18 protein-coding genes are annotated in these 17,510 nt (G+C 64.1%); 10 read left to right on the top strand and 8 right to left on the bottom strand.

Features of this window, described 5'->3' with window-relative positions:
* The first annotated feature begins 217 nt into the window (after window positions 1–217).
* From HDC35_RS02710 to phoB, 6 genes are all read left to right on the top strand, one after another.
* Window positions 218–1,267 carry a substrate-binding domain-containing protein gene (locus tag HDC35_RS02710; protein WP_184643385.1) on the top strand — a complete coding sequence of 350 codons (1,050 nt, stop codon included), beginning with the start codon at window positions 218–220 and terminating at the stop codon, window positions 1,265–1,267.
* A 208-nt stretch (window positions 1,268–1,475) separates the two neighbouring features.
* Window positions 1,476–2,852: a phosphate ABC transporter permease subunit PstC gene (gene pstC, locus HDC35_RS02715; RefSeq protein WP_184643387.1), complete on the top strand. Its 1,377-nt coding sequence runs from the start codon at window positions 1,476–1,478 to the stop codon at window positions 2,850–2,852.
* Window positions 2,845–4,101 carry a phosphate ABC transporter permease PstA gene (gene pstA, locus HDC35_RS02720; RefSeq protein WP_184643388.1) on the top strand — a complete coding sequence of 419 codons (1,257 nt, stop codon included), beginning with the start codon at window positions 2,845–2,847 and terminating at the stop codon, window positions 4,099–4,101. Before pstC ends, pstA begins: the two co-directional genes overlap by 8 nt.
* Window positions 4,102–4,103: 2 nt before the next feature.
* Window positions 4,104–4,886 (top strand): phosphate ABC transporter ATP-binding protein PstB, encoded by a 783-nt coding sequence (gene pstB, locus HDC35_RS02725; protein ID WP_184643390.1) that lies wholly within the window; start codon window positions 4,104–4,106, stop codon window positions 4,884–4,886.
* Between the two features lie 25 nt (window positions 4,887–4,911).
* The gene (phoU, locus tag HDC35_RS02730; protein WP_184643972.1) at window positions 4,912–5,634 is read left to right on the top strand and encodes a phosphate signaling complex protein PhoU; all 723 of its coding nucleotides are present in this window, start codon (window positions 4,912–4,914) and stop codon (window positions 5,632–5,634) included.
* Window positions 5,634–6,332, top strand: coding sequence for a phosphate regulon transcriptional regulator PhoB (gene phoB / locus HDC35_RS02735; RefSeq protein WP_184643392.1), 699 nt, complete (start codon window positions 5,634–5,636; stop codon window positions 6,330–6,332). Before phoU ends, phoB begins: the two co-directional genes overlap by 1 nt.
* A gap of 84 nt (window positions 6,333–6,416) precedes the next feature.
* On the opposite strand, the gene HDC35_RS02740 is transcribed toward phoB, so the two are convergent.
* The gene (locus tag HDC35_RS02740) at window positions 6,417–7,304 is read right to left on the bottom strand and encodes an OmpA family protein (protein ID WP_184643394.1); all 888 of its coding nucleotides are present in this window, start codon (window positions 7,302–7,304) and stop codon (window positions 6,417–6,419) included.
* Between the two features lie 335 nt (window positions 7,305–7,639).
* Between HDC35_RS02740 and HDC35_RS02745 the strand changes: the two genes are divergently transcribed.
* Complete coding sequence (locus HDC35_RS02745; protein ID WP_184643396.1) at window positions 7,640–7,888, top strand: hypothetical protein; 249 nt, start codon at window positions 7,640–7,642, stop codon at window positions 7,886–7,888.
* A 29-nt stretch (window positions 7,889–7,917) separates the two neighbouring features.
* Here the strand turns inward: HDC35_RS02745 and HDC35_RS02750 are convergent, their stop codons facing one another.
* The gene (locus tag HDC35_RS02750) at window positions 7,918–9,222 is read right to left on the bottom strand and encodes an OprO/OprP family phosphate-selective porin (RefSeq protein ID WP_260397461.1); all 1,305 of its coding nucleotides are present in this window, start codon (window positions 9,220–9,222) and stop codon (window positions 7,918–7,920) included.
* A gap of 232 nt (window positions 9,223–9,454) precedes the next feature.
* Between HDC35_RS02750 and HDC35_RS02755 the strand changes: the two genes are divergently transcribed.
* Together HDC35_RS02755 and HDC35_RS02760 are read left to right on the top strand one after the other, a co-directional pair.
* Window positions 9,455–10,357: an SDR family oxidoreductase gene (locus HDC35_RS02755; protein ID WP_184643400.1), complete on the top strand. Its 903-nt coding sequence runs from the start codon at window positions 9,455–9,457 to the stop codon at window positions 10,355–10,357.
* Window positions 10,358–10,571: 214 nt separating this feature from the next.
* On the top strand, window positions 10,572–11,645 hold the full coding sequence (locus HDC35_RS02760) for a hypothetical protein (protein WP_184643402.1): 1,074 nt from the start codon (window positions 10,572–10,574) through the stop codon (window positions 11,643–11,645).
* Here HDC35_RS02760 and HDC35_RS02765 read toward each other — a convergent pair.
* The 6 genes from HDC35_RS02765 to HDC35_RS02790 form a co-directional block, all read right to left on the bottom strand.
* Window positions 11,623–11,970, bottom strand: coding sequence for a DUF2794 domain-containing protein (locus HDC35_RS02765; protein WP_184643404.1), 348 nt, complete (start codon window positions 11,968–11,970; stop codon window positions 11,623–11,625). The genes HDC35_RS02760 and HDC35_RS02765 overlap by 23 nt on opposite strands.
* A complete protein-coding gene (epsC, locus tag HDC35_RS02770; protein ID WP_184643406.1) occupies window positions 11,970–12,680 on the bottom strand; it encodes a serine O-acetyltransferase EpsC in 711 nt (236 codons plus the stop codon). Before epsC ends, HDC35_RS02765 begins: the two co-directional genes overlap by 1 nt.
* 83 nt (window positions 12,681–12,763) lie before the next feature.
* Window positions 12,764–13,363: a hypothetical protein gene (locus tag HDC35_RS02775; RefSeq protein WP_260397462.1), complete on the bottom strand. Its 600-nt coding sequence runs from the start codon at window positions 13,361–13,363 to the stop codon at window positions 12,764–12,766.
* 28 nt (window positions 13,364–13,391) lie between these two features.
* On the bottom strand, window positions 13,392–14,768 hold the full coding sequence (locus HDC35_RS02780) for a pyruvate dehydrogenase complex E1 component subunit beta (RefSeq protein WP_184643408.1): 1,377 nt from the start codon (window positions 14,766–14,768) through the stop codon (window positions 13,392–13,394).
* 1 nt (window position 14,769) lies between these two features.
* Complete coding sequence (pdhA, locus tag HDC35_RS02785; protein WP_184643410.1) at window positions 14,770–15,840, bottom strand: pyruvate dehydrogenase (acetyl-transferring) E1 component subunit alpha; 1,071 nt, start codon at window positions 15,838–15,840, stop codon at window positions 14,770–14,772.
* A gap of 129 nt (window positions 15,841–15,969) precedes the next feature.
* The gene (locus HDC35_RS02790; protein WP_184643412.1) at window positions 15,970–16,296 is read right to left on the bottom strand and encodes a septum formation initiator family protein; all 327 of its coding nucleotides are present in this window, start codon (window positions 16,294–16,296) and stop codon (window positions 15,970–15,972) included.
* Between the two features lie 386 nt (window positions 16,297–16,682).
* Between HDC35_RS02790 and HDC35_RS02795 the strand changes: the two genes are divergently transcribed.
* The gene (locus tag HDC35_RS02795) at window positions 16,683–17,501 is read left to right on the top strand and encodes a hypothetical protein (RefSeq protein ID WP_184643414.1); all 819 of its coding nucleotides are present in this window, start codon (window positions 16,683–16,685) and stop codon (window positions 17,499–17,501) included.
* Window positions 17,502–17,510 lie beyond the last annotated feature (9 nt).

The raw sequence follows: 17,510 nt of genomic DNA on the forward strand, positions 1-17,510 counted from the left end.
TGTTCCACAGCCTCGTCATCCCGGACTTGATCCGGGGTCGGCGCCGAGCGCGATCATGCGCTCGCGATGCTCGGTGGCGAGGATGACGTGGCCGGTGATGACACTTCCATGACACTCCCTGTCACAAACGCGTCACACAAAACCCCCATTGGCGGCTCAGCGAGTCGCCGCGGGGGTGGCGGCTTGGTTCGGTAACGACCCCCGACAGGATTACCCCATGCTGCAGAAATTCGGTCTTATCGCTGGTGCGGCGACGTGCGCGCTGGCGCTTTCCGCGTGCCAGGATCAGGCGTCTTCGGGCGGCGGCGCGCGCGATTATATCAGCGCGGTCGGCTCCTCCACCGTCTATCCCTTTGCCACCGCGGTCGGCGAAAAGTTTGCCGAAGCGACGGGCAACAAGACGCCGAAGATCGACAGCACGGGAACCGGCGGCGGCTTCGAACGCTTTTGCGCCGGCGTCGGCGGCGACACCCCCGACATCGCGAACGCATCGCGCCGCATCAAGAAAAAGGAATTCGACACCTGCGCCGCGAACGGCGTCAAGGACATCGTCGAAATCCAGGTCGGCATCGACGGCATCGCACTCGGCGAAGCGCAGCGCGGCCCGGGCTTCAAGCTTAGCGAAGAAGATGTCTATAAGGCTCTGGCTGCCAATCCCTATGGCAAGCCCAACACCGCCAAAACGTGGAAGGACGTGAACCCCGCCCTCCCCGCGGTCGCGATCTCGGTCTTTGGCCCGCCATCGACCAGCGGCACGTACGATGCGTTCAAGGAACTGATCCTCGGCCGCGGCTGCGACGCCAATCCCGAGATGAAGGCGCTGAAGGACAGCGACAAGGACAAGCATGAGGCGGTGTGCACGACGCTGCGCGGTTCGCCCTATTATGTCGAGCAGGGCGAGAATGATAACCTCATCATCTCGAAGCTCGACAAGAACCCGACCAGCCTCGGCATCTTCGGCTTCAGCTATCTCGACGCCAACAAGGACAAGATCAAGGCGGTGCCGGTGCAGGGCGTCGCGCCGACCTATGCGGCGATCGCCGACGGCAGCTACCCCGGCTCGCGCCCGCTGTTCATCTATGTGAAGAAGGCGCATGTCGGCGTCGTCCCCGGGCTCGCCGAATATGTCGCCGAGTTCCTGAAGGGCGCGGCCGACGGCGGTTATCTGAACACCAAGGGTCTGATCGTTTCGCCGAAGGCGATCGCCGACACCGCGGCGGCGAACGGCAAGAATATGACCGCGCTGAACGGCGCCGAGCTGAAATAGGTTTCCTCCCGCTAGCGGCCGGGGCGGGTTCGCCCGGTCCGGCCGCGGCTTATTGCTCTTTCTTTCCCTCCTCCCCGTTCGGGACCATCCAATCCCGCTCGATGCGAGCGGAGATGAGAGGGAAGAATATGACGCCGAGTCATAAATTTGCCACGCCGGTCGGCTTTGGACCGGACGCGACGATCGCGATGCGACGAACGGGGACAAAGTGACTTTCAACGCCGCCGCCCTTTTGCTTTTGATCGCCGGCCTGGCGCTGATCGGCTGGCTCGCCGGCCGTGCGCGGTCGAACCTGCTCGCCGGGCGTGCGGGGACAAAGCTCCATTCGCGCCCGCAATATCACGGCTGGTACGTCGCGCTGTGGCTGTTCGCGCCCGCGGCGATCTTTCTCGCCGTCTGGTCGTCGGTCTCGCCCGCGCTGATCACCAACCAGGTGCTGACGAGCGAGGCGGCGCAATCGCTCCCCGCCTTCGGCTTCGAACGCGGGGCGATATTGTCCGACGCGCGGAGCGTCGCGCAGGGCGATCAGGCCGCAGTGCGGCTGCCCGCCGCGGCGCCGCTGGTGAAGCCCTATGCCGACGCGAGCCACAAATATGCGTGGATCGGCATCGCGGCGATGCTCGCGCTGGCGCTCGCGGGCGGGCTCTATGCCTTCACGCGCATTCGCCCCGATTTCCGCGCACGCAGCCGCGTCGAGAAGATCGTGATGCTGGTGCTGTTGCTCGCGTCGCTCGTCGCGATCCTGACGACCTTCGGCATCGTGCTGTCGCTGCTGTTCGAATCGATCCGCTTCTTCCGCCTCGTCTCGCCTGCCGAGCTGCTGTTCGGCACGACATGGGCGCCGACGAGCGGCGCGCCGCAGCCCGATACCTTCGGCGGTATCCCGCTGTTCTGGGGCACGGTGCTGATCGGCGCGATCATCGCGATGATCGTCGCGATCCCCACGGGCATGATGACCGCGGTCTACCTCACCCAATATGCCGCGCCCGCGGTGCGCAAATGGGTGAAACCGATCCTTGAGATCCTCGCGGGCGTGCCGACGGTCGTCTACGGCTATTTCGCCGCGCTGACGGTGGCGCCGGCGCTGCGCGAATTCGCGGTAATGATCGGCATTCCCAACGCATCGACCGAGAGCGCGCTCGCCGCGGGCATCGTGATGGGGGTGATGATCATCCCCTTCGTCTCCTCGATGGCCGACGACAGCATCAATGCGGTGCCGCAGGCGATGCGCGACGGATCGCTGGCTTTGGGCGCGACGCCGAACGAGACGATCCGCCAGGTGCTGATCCCCGCCGCGCTGCCCGGCGTGATGGGCGGCATCCTGCTCGCGGTCAGCCGCGCGATCGGCGAGACGATGATCGTCGTCATGGCGGCGGGCCTCTCGGCCAACATGACCGCCAACCCCTTTGCCAGCGTCACCACGGTGACCGCGCAGATCGTGAAACTGCTCACCGGCGACCAGGAGTTCGACAGCGCCAAGACGCTCGCCGCCTTCGCGCTCGGCCTCGTCCTCTTCGTCGTCACGCTGCTGCTCAACATCGTCGCGCTGCGCATCGTCAAAAAATATCGGGAAGCATATGAATAGGGACACCGCCCCGACCGACTGGAAGGGCGCGACGATGCAAAAGCGCATCGCGGGCCGCTACGCCGCCGAGCGCCGGTTCAAGCTGATGGGGCTGGGCGCGGTGTTGCTGTCGGGCGCCTTCCTCGCCTTCCTGCTGTTCGTGATGGTCGGCAACGGCGCGCGCGGCTTCACCTATACGCATGTCGCGGTTCCGGTCGATTTCAAGGCGACGCCGCTGACCGTCGATAGGGCGCGGCTGGGCGATGCCGACGCCGACCAGGTGATTGCGAATGCGGGGCTCGCCGACATCGTCGCCTTTGCCGCCGACGAGGCGCTGGGCGACGGCGGATCGGCGCTGATCAGCGAAAATGCGTGGAAGGAAGTGCGCAGCGCGATCAAGGCCGACCCCGAATTGCTGGACGGCAAGACCGTGTTCGAACTGCCCGCCGCGTCCGCAGTCGACATCATGGCAAAGGAAGGCGCGCGCGGCGAACTGGGCGCGCGGGTCGATGCGCTGGAGCGTGACGGCAGGCTGTCGACCGGCATCCACTGGCCTTTCTTCAAGAACGCCGACGCCACCGACCCTGCGGTCGCCGGCATCTGGGGTGCGCTCAAGGGGTCGGTGCTGACGATCTTCATCGCCTTCCTGATCGCATTTCCGACCGGCGTGCTCGCGGCGCTCTATCTTGAAGAATATGCGCCGAAAAATCGCTGGACCGACCTCATCGAAGTGTCGATCAACAATCTCGCCGCGGTGCCCTCGATCATCTTCGGCCTGCTCGCGCTCGCGGTATTCATCAACTGGTTCGGCCTGTGCCAGGCGAGCCCCCTCGTCGGCGGCTTGACCCTCGCACTGATGACGATGCCGGTGATCGTGATCGCCAGCCGCAACGCGATCAAGTCAGTCCCGCCGTCGATCCGCGACGCCGCGCTGGGCGTTGGCGCGAGCCCGGTGCAGGTGGTTTTCCACCATGTCCTGCCGCTCGCGCTGCCCGGCATCCTCACCGGCACGATCATCGGCATGGCGCGTGCGCTGGGCGAGACCGCGCCTCTGCTCCTCGTCGGGATGCGCGCCTTTATCGGCGACGTACCGGGCGGCATCTGTTCGCCCTCGACCGTGCTGCCGATGCAGATCTTCCTCTGGTCCGACGAAGTCGACCGGGGCTTTGTCGAGAAAACCTCCGCCGCGATCATCGTGCTGCTTATCGTGCTGCTGTCGATGAACGCCTTTGCGATCTATCTTCGCAACAAATTCGAAAAACGCTGGTGATCATGACCCAAGAAGACCTGACCATTACCGACCCGAAGATGAAGGCGCACGGCGTCAACGTCTTCTATGGCGAGAAACAGGCGATCAAGGATGTGTCGATCGACGTCGGCACCGACCTTGTCACCGCCTTCATCGGCCCGTCGGGCTGCGGCAAATCGACCTTCCTGCGTTCACTCAATCGCATGAACGACACGGTCGCGAGCGCGCGCGTCACCGGCCAGATCGAACTCGACGGAGAGGATATCTATGCGCCGTCGATGGACGTCGTGCAGCTGCGCGCGCGCGTCGGCATGGTGTTCCAGAAACCGAACCCCTTCCCCAAGTCGATCTATGACAATGTCGGTTACGGCCCGCGCATCCACGGGCTTGCGCCGTCGAAAGCCGACCTCGACGTCATCGTGGAGCGTGCGCTGGTGCGCGCCGGACTGTGGGACGAGGTCAAGGACCGGCTGGGCGAGAGCGGCACCGCCTTGTCGGGCGGCCAGCAACAGCGCCTGTGCATCGCGCGCGCGATCGCGGTCGACCCCGAAGTCATTCTGATGGACGAGCCTTGCTCGGCGCTCGACCCGATCGCGACGGCGAAGATCGAGGAACTGATCCACGAGCTGCGCGGCAAATATGCGATCGTGATCGTCACGCACAATATGCAGCAGGCGGCCCGCGTGTCGCAGCGCACCGCCTTTTTCCACCTCGGGACGCTGGTCGAATATGGCAAGACCACCGACATCTTCACCAACCCGAAGCAGGAACGCACCAAGGATTATATCACCGGCCGCTATGGGTGATCCGTAGCCGCGAAAGGACAGGATGATGGCATTAACGAACGACCATACGGTCAAGGCCTTCGATGAGGACCTCAACCGCCTGCGCGGGCTGATCAGCGAGATGGGCGGCCGCGCCGAACAGGCGCTGCTCCAGGCGATGACCGCACTTAAGCAGGGCGACCTCGACCTCGCGGCGCAGGTCGTGCGCGACGACAAGAAGATCGACGCGCTGGAGGCCGAGGTCGAACAACTCACGGTGCAGACCATCGCGCTGCGTGCGCCGATGGCCGACGATCTGCGCGAAATGATCGCGGCGCTGAAAATCGTCTCGGTGGTCGAGCGCATCGGCGATTATGCGAAGAATATCGCCAAACGCGTCGCGCTGATGGACCAGACGCGTTCGATCGAAGCGATCCCCGTGCTGATGTCGATGTCGAACATCGTCGTCGAGCTGGTCCATGACGCGCTCGACAGCTTTGCCGCGCGCGACGCCGAACTCGCGGTGCGGGTCACGGTGCGCGACAAGAATGTCGACGATTTCTACAACAGCATCTTTCGCACGCTCGTCACCTTCATGATGGAAAACCCGAAATATATCTCGGAAAGCGCGCACTTGCTGTTCGTCGCCAAGAACCTCGAGCGCATGGGCGACCATGCGACGAACATCGCCGAGATGGTCTATTATGTCGTCACCGGCGAGCGGATGGAGGAGCGCGAGCGCGGCGAGACACCCGAAGAAAGCGCCGCGGCGGAGAAGGAGCAAGGCTGATGCCCCAGCCCGATCTGCTGCTGATCGAAGATGACGAGGCAATCGCCGAACTCATCGTCTGGCACTTCGCGCGCGAAGGTTTCTCGGTCCGCCAGACCCCCGACGGCGAACAGGCGCTCGTCCTGGTCGAGGAACGCGTGCCCGATATCGTCCTGCTCGACTGGATGATCGAGAGCTTGCCGGGCATCGAGGTCTGCCGGCGCCTCCGCCGCAATCCCAAGTCGGCGAACGTCCCGATCATCATGCTCACCGCGCGCGGCGAGGAAGAGGACCGCATCCGCGGGCTCGAGACCGGCGCCGATGATTATGTCACCAAGCCGTTCAGTCCGCGCGAACTGGTTGCGCGCGTGTCGGCGGTGCTCCGCCGCCTGCGCCCCGCGCTCGCCGGCGAGATGCTGACCTATGCCGACATCGAACTCGATTCGGTGGCGCACAAGGTCGTTCGGAACGGCCAGATCGTTGCGATGGGTCCGACCGAGTTCCGCCTGCTGCGCCATTTCATGGAACATCCCGGCCGCGTCTTTTCGCGCGGGCAATTGCTCGACAGCGTGTGGGGCCAGGACAGCGACATCGAGCTGAGGACGGTCGATGTCCATATCCGCCGCCTGCGCAAGGCGATCAACCTGCCGGGCACCGCAGACATCATCCGCACCGTACGCTCGGCCGGCTATGCGCTCGACGCGGGGAAGAGCATCTGACGGCGGGCGGGGTCGGGACCCCCAGCTAAAAAGGCGGGGCGGGCCACCGGCCCTCCCCGCCATTCCTTGTCCGGCGTGTCCGGATTAGATGCCGTCGACGGCCTTGCTGACCAGAATATTCACCGCAACGCGGCGATTCATCGCCTTGCCTTCGGGGGTGCTGTTGTCCGCCGCCGGGTCGGCTTCGGCCATGCCGGTCGGCGTCAGCATGCGATAGGGTTTCCACCCGCATGCCTGCTGAAGGTGGTTGACCACCCGGCTGGCGCGCTTTTCGCTGAGCGTCTGGTTGAATTCCTGGCTGCCGGTCGAATCGGTGTAGCCGACGACAAGAAGCAGAGCATTCTCGGTGCTGTTGGCCTGGTTTGCCGCTGCGCACAGATCGGCCTTGGCCTGTTCGGACAGCACGGCCTTGCCCGTGTCGAAATTGACGTTGGTCGTCGCCTTGACATTATATTGGTCGATGTCGCCGACGCGACCGCGCAGCGCCTCGGTGGCGGCGGTCTGTTCGGCAAAGCGCTGGTCGGTGCCGGTGCGGATCATCGACGCGGTGCGAAGATCCTTGGTCTTCAGCGCGACCTCGTTGGCGACCAATCCGCCGTCCCACTGCAGGGTTTCGACCGTCACCGGCAGACCGTTGAGCAGCGCGTCAGCCGCAAGCTTGTTCTTGCTGAGCCCGAGGAAGCCGCCGCTTCCCTTGATCTTGGTGTAATCGGCGATCGCGATGGTCTGATTGCTTCCGTCGGCCGTCGTGACCTGCATCCGGCCGTCGCGGCGCGCCGAGATGATGCCTTCGACCTTGGGGCCCTCTGTCATCTGGTCGGGCGTCGGAAGCGTGCCATAGACCGTCGTCATGACATCATCCGACGCCTGTTCCGGCTGCGCGTCCTGCTGCGCGGCGAAGCTACCCGTCGCCGGCGCGGCCATCATGGCCATCAGCAACAAGGCTCCCGAAGTCTTGGAAACGGCACCCATAAACATCTCCTTCATTTTGAACCCGGCGGGCCCGTGCATTCGCGTGACCCTTTCTGGCACATGAATACTCGCGGAACGGGCCAAAGTTGCGCGGCTCATCGGGCGCAATGCACGGCCAGCCGCCTCGGTCAGATGGCAAAAATGCGCGGATTTTTGAGGGTCAGGATCAAAATCGACAGTCATTGCATCGACTTGGGCCGGACGTGTCCAGCCGATCGCCACGGGCCTCCCATATCGGACAAAAACACCCGTCGAGGCCGCACCGATGAGGCTCGCCATCGCGCTAGCAATAATCGTTCGCTATAATTTCCAGCCATGCGCTCGACCTCGAGATCGTGCCGCTGGCCGCGGGCGGAGCCAATTTTGCCGTCCTGTCGCAAGGCACGCCGGTTCCCGGCGCCAAGCTGACGATCATCGACCCCGATCGCTGGGCCAAAATCTGCGCCGACGCGGAGGGCAGGATCACGGTGCCGGCCCGCGGCGAGGAGCGCCATCTGTTATCGACGTCGCACGAGGTCAAGGGCGACCGCATGCTGGCGGGCAAGAGCGTCGCGAGCACCATCCATGTCTGGACCCCGACCTAACGTCGCACCCTAAGGCGCGCCGGCGGCCGTCAGAAAACGATCTGCGCGCGCGCGCCGACGCTATCGACGCCATAGTCGCGGTCGCCGTCCGCGGGGATGACCGCGTCGCGATATTGCAGCCGCGCATAATTGACCATGAATCGCACATAATCGATCGGCGTCCAGATCAGCGACGCCATATAGCCGTCCTGCTTGCCGCCGACGATGCCCGCATCGTTGAGGTCTAGATGGTCGTAGCGCAGGTTGATCTGCCAGGCGCCGATGCCGCCGCTGCCGACCGGGTTCTTGACGTGGATTTCCTTGAAGATGCCGTCCTTATACGCGCGGCTGTCGTCGGTCAGGAACAGGCCCATCTCCACCGAACCACCAAAGAATTGGGGATCGGCGAACCCCGGCCGATCGACCGATTGCCAAAAGGCCTCCGCCGCGCCGTGCAGGCGGCCGCGGATGAAGGCGGCCTCGGCGCCGAAACCAGTCTCCGCCTCGGCCTCGATGGTCGGGGTCGCAACGAAGCGAATATCGGCGCTGTGAACGAGCGGACGCTGGCGGTAACGCACGGTGGGGACGGTATCGCCAAGCTTGCGCCAGTGCGCCGAGCCGCCGAAGTGCAACTGGGTATTGCCTGCCTTGGGCGCATAGACGACCCGGCCGTCGAAACTGTAACCGTCGTTCCCGCTGTCGAGCGCGGCAAAATTGTCGGTGAACACCCCGCCCTGCAACAGGAGCGCCCCGGTCGAATATTCGGCCGAGATGCCCGCGCGACGGATGAAGTTGAAGGCATCGGTGAAGGCGGCACGCTCGATGAAGCTGGTGTCGTTGCTGCTCGACAATTCCTCGAGCCCCTGGAAGGTGTTGTGCTGGCCGACGGTCAGTTTCAGCGGCCCGTCGTGATAGGTCATGAACGCATCGAGCAGCACGACGTCGCTTTCAGCGAAATCGGCCTCCACCTTATATCCGAAACCCCCGGGCATCGTCCCGCCGAAGCCCATGCGGACGCGGCGCAGTTCGTTGGAAAAGCCGAGCGCGGAGTCGGTGATCGCGCCCGGCGCGCCGACATGGGCGGCGTCGACCTGGATTCGGCCGCGCGGCTTGAAACTCCAGCCGTCGGCAGTCTTGATCTCGGGCGCACCCTTCCATTTGATCTGCGTCGCCGGGGCTTCCGGCGCGCGCGCCGGAACGGGAGCGGGAGTCGCAACGACAGGCGGCGGCACCTGATCGAGGCGGGCTTCCAATGTTTCGACCTTGGCGCGAAGCGCCGCGAGTTCGGCGCGCAGCGCGGCCGCCTCTTCGGCGCTCATCGCCTGGGCATGCGCCGTTGCGGGCAGGCTGAACATCGACGTCGCCAAAAGGGCGGCTGCCAGGGAGTGGCGCATGAACGAAAGCTCCGGTGCGAAAGGGTGACTGTCCGATGGCGCTATTATTGCTGTTTTGTGACAATCTGGCGTCACAGAAATGACAATTTGGTTGCAATGATGTTTTTTCATCTCCCCTTGCCTGCCCGCGATGAACGGCTAAGGACGGTCGCGTTTTCATTGGCAACTTTTCAGCCTTTTGCGGGAGACCATCATGACGATCAAATTTGACGGCCGCGTTGCTATTGTCACCGGCGCCGGCGGCGGTCTGGGCCGCGCCTATGCGCTGGAACTCGCGCGGCGCGGCGCGAAGGTCGTCGTCAACGACCTCGGCGGCGCGCGCGACGGCACCGGCCATTCGGACGCGGCGTTGCAGGTCGTCGAGGAAATTCGCGCCGCGGGCGGCACCGCCATGTCCAACGGCGGCAGCGTTACCGAATATGACCAAATGGTCGAAATGGTCGCCAAGGCAAAGGAAGAATGGGGCGGCGTCCACGTCCTGATCAACAATGCCGGCATCCTGCGCGACAAGAGCTTCGCCAAGATGGAACCCGCCGATTTCGACCTCGTGCTGAAGGTCCATGTGTCGGGCAGCGCCAACGTCACCAAGGCCTGCTGGGAAACGATGCGCGAACAGGCCTATGGCCGCATCCTGATGACCGCCTCGTCGACCGGGCTCTACGGCAATTTCGGCCAGGCCAATTATGGCGCGGCGAAGCTCGGTCTCGCGGGGCTGACCAAGACGCTGCACCTCGAGGGCGCGAAATATAATATCCGCTGCAACACGATCGCGCCGGTCGCGGGCACGCGCATGACCGAGGATATCTTCCCTGCCGAACTGTTCGAGAAGTTCACGCCCGAAAATGTCGCCCCGGCCGCGCTCTACCTTGTCAGCGAAGACGCACCGACGAACATGATCGTCGGCGCTGGCGCGGGCGCGTTCCACGCCGCCTATGTCACGATGACCCCCGGCGTCGCGCTGCCCGAAGGCGAACGCACCCCAGAAGGTGTGGCCGCCGCGTGGGAAAAGATCATCGACCGCAATGGCGAGACCGTCCCGCAATCGGGCAGCGAACAGTCGATGAACGTCATGAAAGCATTGATGGCGCTGGGCTGAGCTTGACGATCCTCCCTGTCGCACAGCGATGGGGGAGGTGGGAGCGCCAAGCGCTAACGGAGGGGCTAAGATGCTGCCGCCGCGGCCCCTCCACCACAGCTTCGCCGCAGCGCGGGTTCGGGTCAGAGCTTACCCGCTTCACTGTATTGACACAGCAATACACGAATGCGATAAGGACTGCGGGGCAAGGGGATCGGACAGAAGGACGACCCCGATGTATAGTGAAAGCGACCTGCAAGCTGCGGTCGATGCAAAGATATTGACGCCGGAGGCCGCATTGGCTTTCCGCTCGCATATCGCATCGGTACGCGCCGCGCCCGGAGCGGACGAGGAATCATTCCGCCTTATCACGGGTTTCAACGATATTTTCGTCAGCATCGCGGCGGTGATCCTGCTCGTCGCGGTCGGCTGGATCGGCGCGTCGATCCATCCCGCGCTCGGCGGCGCGTTTGTTGCGGCCTCGGCATGGTTCCTTGCCGAATATTTCACCCGCAAACGACGCATGGCGCTGCCCAGCATCGTCCTGGTCCTTGCCTTCTCGGGCGGCGTTTTCGCGACGATGGTCGGCTTCCTCGTCAAGCATGGCGAAGATATCTTCGGGCGCGATCTGGGTGAAACCACCGGCGCGATCCTGATCGGGTCGATGGCGCTGGTCACCGCCGCCGCGACCTGGTTCCACTGGAAACGCTTCATGGTGCCGATTACCGTCGCCGCCGGAACGGCCGCGCTGGCCGCCACCGCCGTTGCGCTCGTGCTCGCGATCACCGGAATGCCGAGCCCCGACGGCACGCTGCCGATGGCGCTCGTACTGATCGCCGGGCTGGGCGTCTTCACCCTCGCGATGTGGTGGGACCGCAGCGACCGCGTGCGCCAGACGCGTCGCAGCGACGTCGCCTTCTGGCTCCACCTGCTCGCCGCGCCGATGATCGCGCACCCGGTCTTCCACCTGCTCGGCGTGACCGACGGCGGCGACATCGGCAGCGGCGCCGCCGTCATGGTCGTCGGCATCTATGTCGTCTTCGGGTTGATCGCGCTGGCCATCGACCGCCGCGCGCTGCTCGTCTCAGCCCTTGCCTATGTGCTCTTCGCGCTGACCCAGTTGTTCCGCGAATTCGGCGCGGTCGAACTCAATGTCGCGATGACTGCGTTCGTGATCGGCTCGGCGCTGCTGCTGCTGTCCGCCTTCTGGCAGAATGCCCGCGCGGTGGTGGTCGGCTTTCTGCCCGACAATCTCGCGAACCAGCTGCCGGCGACGACCCGTACGGTCAGTCTCCAACCAGCTTCATAAGCTTGCGTTCGACGGGGGCGAGTATATTCGAAAGCTCGTCCCCGCGTTTCAAAATCGCCCCGGCTTCGGAGACAAGGGCCCACATGCCCTGCCGGCTCCGCAAGGCGGGGCGTTTTTCTATCCGATATTCGGGGCGCTCGGCGGCGCGGCGAAACGCCGAGAAGATCGCGGCGTCGCGGTGGAAATCCATCGCATAGTCGCGCCAATGACCCGCTGCGACCATGCGGCCGTAAAGGTCGAGGATCCGGGTCAGTTCAGCGCGGTCGAAACCCGTCTGGAGCGGCTTTGCCCTGTTCGCGAACGGCAGCGGCGTGACGGTTCCCATCAGGCGCTTTTCCGGCTCCCTTTGCGCCGCGGCGCTTCGCTATCCGCCGCCGCATCGCGTTCGGCGATCAGCGCGGCGAGTTGTTTCTGCATCAGTTCCAGCTGGCATTGCAGCAATTCGACCTTTTGCGTCGCCGGGTCGAAGGTTTCGTTGCAGGTGCCGTAAGGCACGAACTCGCGCGCATATTCGGCGGCATCGACCAGCGTCGAGCGTGCCGGAATGCCGACCATCACCGCACCTTCGGGCACATCCTTGGTCACCACGGCATTGGCGCCGACGCGCGCGCGCGCGTTGACCGTGATCGGCCCCAAAATCTGCGCACCCGACCCGACGATGACATCGTCGGCCAGCGTCGGGTGGCGCTTACCCGCGATGCCGTTGGCGGGATCGGTCCCGCCCAGCGTCACGCATTGATAGATAGTGACATTGTCGCCGATCTCGGCGGTTTCCCCGATGACGGTAAAGCCATGGTCGATAAACAGGTGCCGGCCGATCTTCGCGCCGGGATGGATATCGATCGCGGTCATCCAGCGCGACAGATGATTGACGAAGCGCGCGAGGAAGAACAATCGCGCCTCGAACAGCCAGTGCGCGACGCGGTGCATACCGACCGCGACAAGCCCGGGATAAAGAAGGATCTCCCAACGCGACCGCGGCGCAGGGTCGCGCGCCTTGATCGAATCGAGATAGGCGATCAGCCCGTTGAACATAAACGTCCCCTGCGACCCTATTTCTGTACCGGGCAAGATAGATGTTCGCCGGCGGCATTTCCACCCCCGGCGCGATTTTATCGTCAGCGACCGAAAAGCCCGATACGAAGCAGCAGCAATCCCTCGCTTCCGAGGTGCCGTTCGCCATCGCGTGCGGCAATCGCCGCCGCCCAGCGATCGAGCATCAGCAGCGCGCGGTTTCCGCCGAAATCGCCGCGCGCGGGCGCGGCGGCGTTTTTGGTATCGGCCAGAAGGCGGCGCGCCGTATCCTCCGCCTCGACGACCCCAACGCCCCACAGCAGACCCCAGCGTTTCCCGGCCGCGGCTCCGCCGCCCGACAGCGCGAAAAGGCGCGAGCCAAAGCTTTCAGCCGCGGCCTGCCGCTCGACATCGCTCTCGGCCAGCAGCATGGCTTCGGCACCGTCGACCAGCACGTCGAGCCCGCTCTGCCCGGCCCAGCTTGCGGCAAGGTCGGCGAGCAGCGGTTCACCCTTGGGGAGCGCAGCAGGATCGCTCGCAAGCATCGCCATCATGTCGCGCCACCAGGCAAGCTTGATCTGCCCGATCAGCGGCTCGCGCGCGTCGACCAGCAGCTTGGTCAAGCGCGCCGACAATCCCCACAGCGCCGCCATAGCCGCGCGCCGCGATCGCGGCACGGCGACCATGACGCGCGGATCGCGCATGTCGGGATAGAAAACCGCCTCCGGATCGTCAGGCGCGATTGAGAACCGCCTTCACCGCCTTCACCACCCGCGGCGTGTCGACGAGCGCCGCCTTTTCGAGATTGTTGGCATAGGGCAGCGGCACATCCTCGTTGCACACGCGCATGACGGGCGCGTCGAGATCGTCGAAGCCCTGCTCCATCGCGACCATCGCGAGTTCGCTGGCGATCGAGCAGACCGGCCAGCCTTCCTCGACGACGACGAGATGGTTCGTCTTCTTGAGGCTGGCGAGCACGGTCTCGGTATCGAGCGGGCGCAGCGTGCGCAGGTCGATCACCTCGGCGTCGATCCCCTCGCCCGCCAGCTGGTCGGCGGCTTCGAGAGCGAGCCCGACCCCGATCGAATAGCTGACGATGGTGACGTCGCTGCCCGACCGCATGATCCGCGCCTTGCCGATCGGCAGGACAAAATCCTCGACGTCGGGAACCTCGAAACTGCGGCCGTAGAGCAGCTCGTTTTCGAGGAATACGACCGGGTCCTCGGTGCGGATCGCCGCCTTCATCAGCCCCTTGGCATCGGCGGCGTCATAGGGCGCGATGACGATCAGGCCGGGAACGCTGGCATACCAGGGCCCGTAATTCTGGCTGTGCTGCGCGCCGACGCGCGCCGCGGCGCCGTTGGGACCGCGGAAGACGATCGGGCAGCGCATCTGGCCGCCCGACATATAGTTGGTCTTCGCCGCCGAGTTGATGATGTGGTCGATCGCCTGCATCGCGAAGTTGAAAGTCATGAATTCGATGATCGGCTTCAAACCGCCCATCGCCGCGCCCGCGCCGAGGCCCGCGAAGCCATATTCGGTGATCGGGGTATCGACGACGCGGCTCGCGCCGAATTCCTGAAGCAGACCCTGCGTAACCTTGTACGCGCCCTGATATTCGGCGACTTCTTCGCCCATCACGAAGACGCGGTCGTCGGCACGCATTTCCTCGGCCATCGCATCGCGCAGCGCTTCGCGGACGGTGAGCTTGACCATCGCGGTGCCTTCGGGGATCGCCGGGTCGGCGGCGCGCTCGGTCACAGCGGGCTTCTCTGCGGCGGGAGCGGGGGCTGTGGCCGGCGCGGGTTCGGCTGCCTTGGCTTCCTCGGCAGGAGCAGGCGCGGGCGCCGGAGCAGCCGCCTCTTCGCCTTCGCCGGCAATCGTCGCGATCACTGTGCCGACCTTCACATTGTCGGTACCCTCGGCGACCAGAATCTGGCCGATCGTGCCCTCATCAATGGCTTCGAATTCCATCGTCGCCTTGTCGGTTTCGATCTCGGCAAGGATGTCGCCCGACTTCACCGTGTCGCCTTCCTTGACGAGCCACTTGGCGAGCGTGCCTTCTTCCATCGTCGGCGACAGCGCCGGCATCTTCAATTCGATGGCCATCTCAATATTGCTCCACCAGCACGTCGGTATAAAGTTCGGACAGTTCGGGCTCGGGTGCGCTCTCGGCGAAATCGGCTGATTCCGCAACGACCTGGCGGATTTCCTTGTCGATATCCTTGATCTTGTCCTCGCCGATGCCGGCGTCGATCATCAGTTTCTTCAAATGTTCGATCGCATCGCTCTTGTCCCGCACCGCCTGCACTTCCTCGCGGCTGCGATATTTGGCGGGATCGGACATCGAGTGGCCGCGATAGCGATAGGTTTTGAGTTCCATCAGCACCGGACCCTTGCCCGCGCGCACCCATTCGAGCGCCGCTTCGGCCGCGCCGCGCACCGCGAGCACGTCCATGCCGTCGACCTGCATACCCGGAATGCGGAAACTTTCGCCGCGACGATAAAGCTGGTCCTCGGCCGACGCGCGGTTGACCGACGTGCCCATCGCATATTGGTTGTTCTCGATCACGAAGATGATCGGCAGCTTCCACAGCTCGGCCATGTTGAAGCTCTCGTACACCTGGCCTTGGTTCGCGGCGCCGTCGCCGAAATAGGCCATCGCCACGCCGCCGTCACCGCGATATTTGTGCGCGAAGGCCAGCCCGGTGCCCAGCGACACCTGGGCGCCGACGATGCCGTGGCCGCCATAAAATTTATGCTCGACACTGAACATGTGCATCGAGCCACCCTTGCCCTTCGAGATGCCGGCCTGGCGCCCCGTGAGTTCGGCCATGATGACCTTGGGGTCGATACCATAGGCGAGCATGTGGCCATGGTCGCGGTAGCCGGTGATGACGCTGTCCTTGTCGCCGTCGAGCGCGGATTGCAGGCCGACCGCGACGGCTTCCTGGCCGATATAAAGGTGGCAGAAACCGCCGATCAGGCCGAGGCCGTAAAGCTGCCCCGCCTTTTCCTCGAAGCGGCGGATCAGCAGCATTTCGCGATAGAATTTTTCCAGCTCTTGCGGAGTCGCGTCATAGGGAACGGGATCGCGCGGTTGCTCGCGATTGGTCGCGGCGGCCGGGGTGGATGCAGTCTTTTTTGGCGCGGCAGGTTTGCGCGCGGGAGCTTTGGCCAAGGGAGGTTTCCTTTGCATTTAGCCGTTACGGCAAGGCTCCCTATAGGAGAGCCGCGCCGCACTTGGCAACGCCCACCATGGACGGGAGCCGCCCCGCCTTACGTATGCAGCAAACCGCAGCAAATGCCGTCAGGGCTTTTGCGCGGGCTCCATCGGGATGATCACCTCATCGGGGTGATAGGCGCCGAGTTTCTCGCGGACATATTCCTCCGCAAGGTCGGGGTCGACGCGCCTCCGGTCGAGCAGGTTGACGCGATTTTGAAGCTCCTTCTGCTTCTTCGTCAGCTCGCTTAAAATGACGCGCTTCTTCTCGACCGACTGGCCGTAATCGCCCCAGGCGTAAAGCCCGGTCGGGCCGAAAATGATGTAGCCGATCATCGCCAGCACCACGATCACCGCGATCGCGGGACCGACCGCCCGGTTCATCGATTTGCGGAATTTGTGGCGCTGCGTCATTCCGGTCCTTGAATCAGAGTTGATTCGCGGCGTCAAGGCGCCACTGCGGGCTTTTCCACCGACTTCGTCTCGCCGGCCAGGCGCCGGGTTGCATCGGGGTCAGGCTTTTGCACGTGATCGGCCGGCCGCGGTTCGCCGCGACATCGGACGCGCGCCCCTCTTTGCCGGTTCGACTTGACCGGCCGCGTCGCCCCAAAATCAGAATAACGTCCGCCCTCTTTCCATCCAAATCCGACAAACGACCGATTGGAACGACAATATCTTTGTCGAATTGGGGTCCAACTTCCATTTGATATTTGCCCTTTTCACCTTCAGGCTGGCTAATTGAAGGTTCGATTCGGGGGGATTGACATATGCCACAGCCAAAATTGGCACTTATCTGCTTCATGGCTCTTGCTGTTAGCGGCTGCGCCACGATCGCTTTCAAACCGCCTCCCTATTCCTACAGCGCACCCAACACAGCTGCAGTAGCGCTCGATTCGACGAATTCGGTGCATGTGCTGAGCTATTTGCGCGGCGTGACCGACACGTTCGACACGATGCTCGAAAATGCGGAGAAGCTGAAATATGCGACCGAGTTGCCGATCATCGCGGCAGGGATTTTCGCTCCGACGGCGCTGGCGCTGGGCGACAACCCCGATCACGCCATCTACGCGGCGGGCGTGGGCGCTGCGGGCGGTGCGCTTTCCAGCTATTTCGGCGTGCGGACACGTCAGGCCCAAGTGGCTCAGGCGCGCGGCGCGATAACCTGCGTCAACCAACAATATGTCGATCAGTTCGCGCGCGTCCGCAACCTCGCCTATTCGACCCTGCGATCGCGGACCGCGACGGCGAACCTGGCGCAGACAATGATCGACGCTGAGGCCAAACAGGCGATGTCCCAGAACTCCACCCTTGAACTGTTGGCTGCGATGCCCGCGGAGGCAAGCGCGGTCTCCGGCGACGTAGCTTCGGCAGGCGCGATGGCGATCGCCGCAGCTGATGAAGTGATATCGAGGCTGAAGATCAAGCTCGCCAGCGTTGGCACCGCGCCCGACTATGCCGCGATCCTGAAGGACTTGCAGGACAAGCAGGCGCTAGCCGCAGCGAAAAAGGAGGCTTCGGCGGCCAAGGCGATCACCAATGCCGCGGACAAGGCGATCGTCGACGCACTGGCCGACTATCAGGTCAAAATAGCGGAGTGTCTCGCCAAATTCCCTGCCTGACCAACCCGC

The sequence above is a fragment of the Sphingopyxis sp. JAI128 genome (assembly GCF_014207235.1).
Classification (GTDB): Bacteria; Pseudomonadota; Alphaproteobacteria; order Sphingomonadales; family Sphingomonadaceae; genus Sphingopyxis.

Excerpts from the sequence above, each read along its gene's own strand:
- HDC35_RS02710 (WP_184643385.1), top strand. The coding sequence starts at position 218 with ATGCTGCAGAAATTCGGTCTTATCGCTGGTGCGGCGACGTGCGCGCTG.
- pstA (WP_184643388.1), top strand. The coding sequence starts at position 2,845 with ATGAATAGGGACACCGCCCCGACCGACTGGAAGGGCGCGACGATGCAA.
- pstB (WP_184643390.1), top strand. The coding sequence starts at position 4,104 with ATGACCCAAGAAGACCTGACCATTACCGACCCGAAGATGAAGGCGCAC.
- phoU (WP_184643972.1), top strand. The coding sequence starts at position 4,912 with ATGGCATTAACGAACGACCATACGGTCAAGGCCTTCGATGAGGACCTC.
- phoB (WP_184643392.1), top strand. The coding sequence starts at position 5,634 with ATGCCCCAGCCCGATCTGCTGCTGATCGAAGATGACGAGGCAATCGCC.
- HDC35_RS02740 (WP_184643394.1), bottom strand. The coding sequence starts at position 7,304 with ATGGGTGCCGTTTCCAAGACTTCGGGAGCCTTGTTGCTGATGGCCATG.
- HDC35_RS02750 (WP_260397461.1), bottom strand. The coding sequence starts at position 9,222 with ATGTTCAGCCTGCCCGCAACGGCGCATGCCCAGGCGATGAGCGCCGAA.
- HDC35_RS02755 (WP_184643400.1), top strand. The coding sequence starts at position 9,455 with ATGACGATCAAATTTGACGGCCGCGTTGCTATTGTCACCGGCGCCGGC.
- HDC35_RS02760 (WP_184643402.1), top strand. The coding sequence starts at position 10,572 with ATGTATAGTGAAAGCGACCTGCAAGCTGCGGTCGATGCAAAGATATTG.
- HDC35_RS02765 (WP_184643404.1), bottom strand. The coding sequence starts at position 11,970 with ATGGGAACCGTCACGCCGCTGCCGTTCGCGAACAGGGCAAAGCCGCTC.
- epsC (WP_184643406.1), bottom strand. The coding sequence starts at position 12,680 with ATGTTCAACGGGCTGATCGCCTATCTCGATTCGATCAAGGCGCGCGAC.
- HDC35_RS02775 (WP_260397462.1), bottom strand. The coding sequence starts at position 13,363 with ATGCGCGATCCGCGCGTCATGGTCGCCGTGCCGCGATCGCGGCGCGCG.
- HDC35_RS02780 (WP_184643408.1), bottom strand. The coding sequence starts at position 14,768 with ATGGCCATCGAATTGAAGATGCCGGCGCTGTCGCCGACGATGGAAGAA.
- HDC35_RS02790 (WP_184643412.1), bottom strand. The coding sequence starts at position 16,296 with ATGACGCAGCGCCACAAATTCCGCAAATCGATGAACCGGGCGGTCGGT.
- HDC35_RS02795 (WP_184643414.1), top strand. The coding sequence starts at position 16,683 with ATGGCTCTTGCTGTTAGCGGCTGCGCCACGATCGCTTTCAAACCGCCT.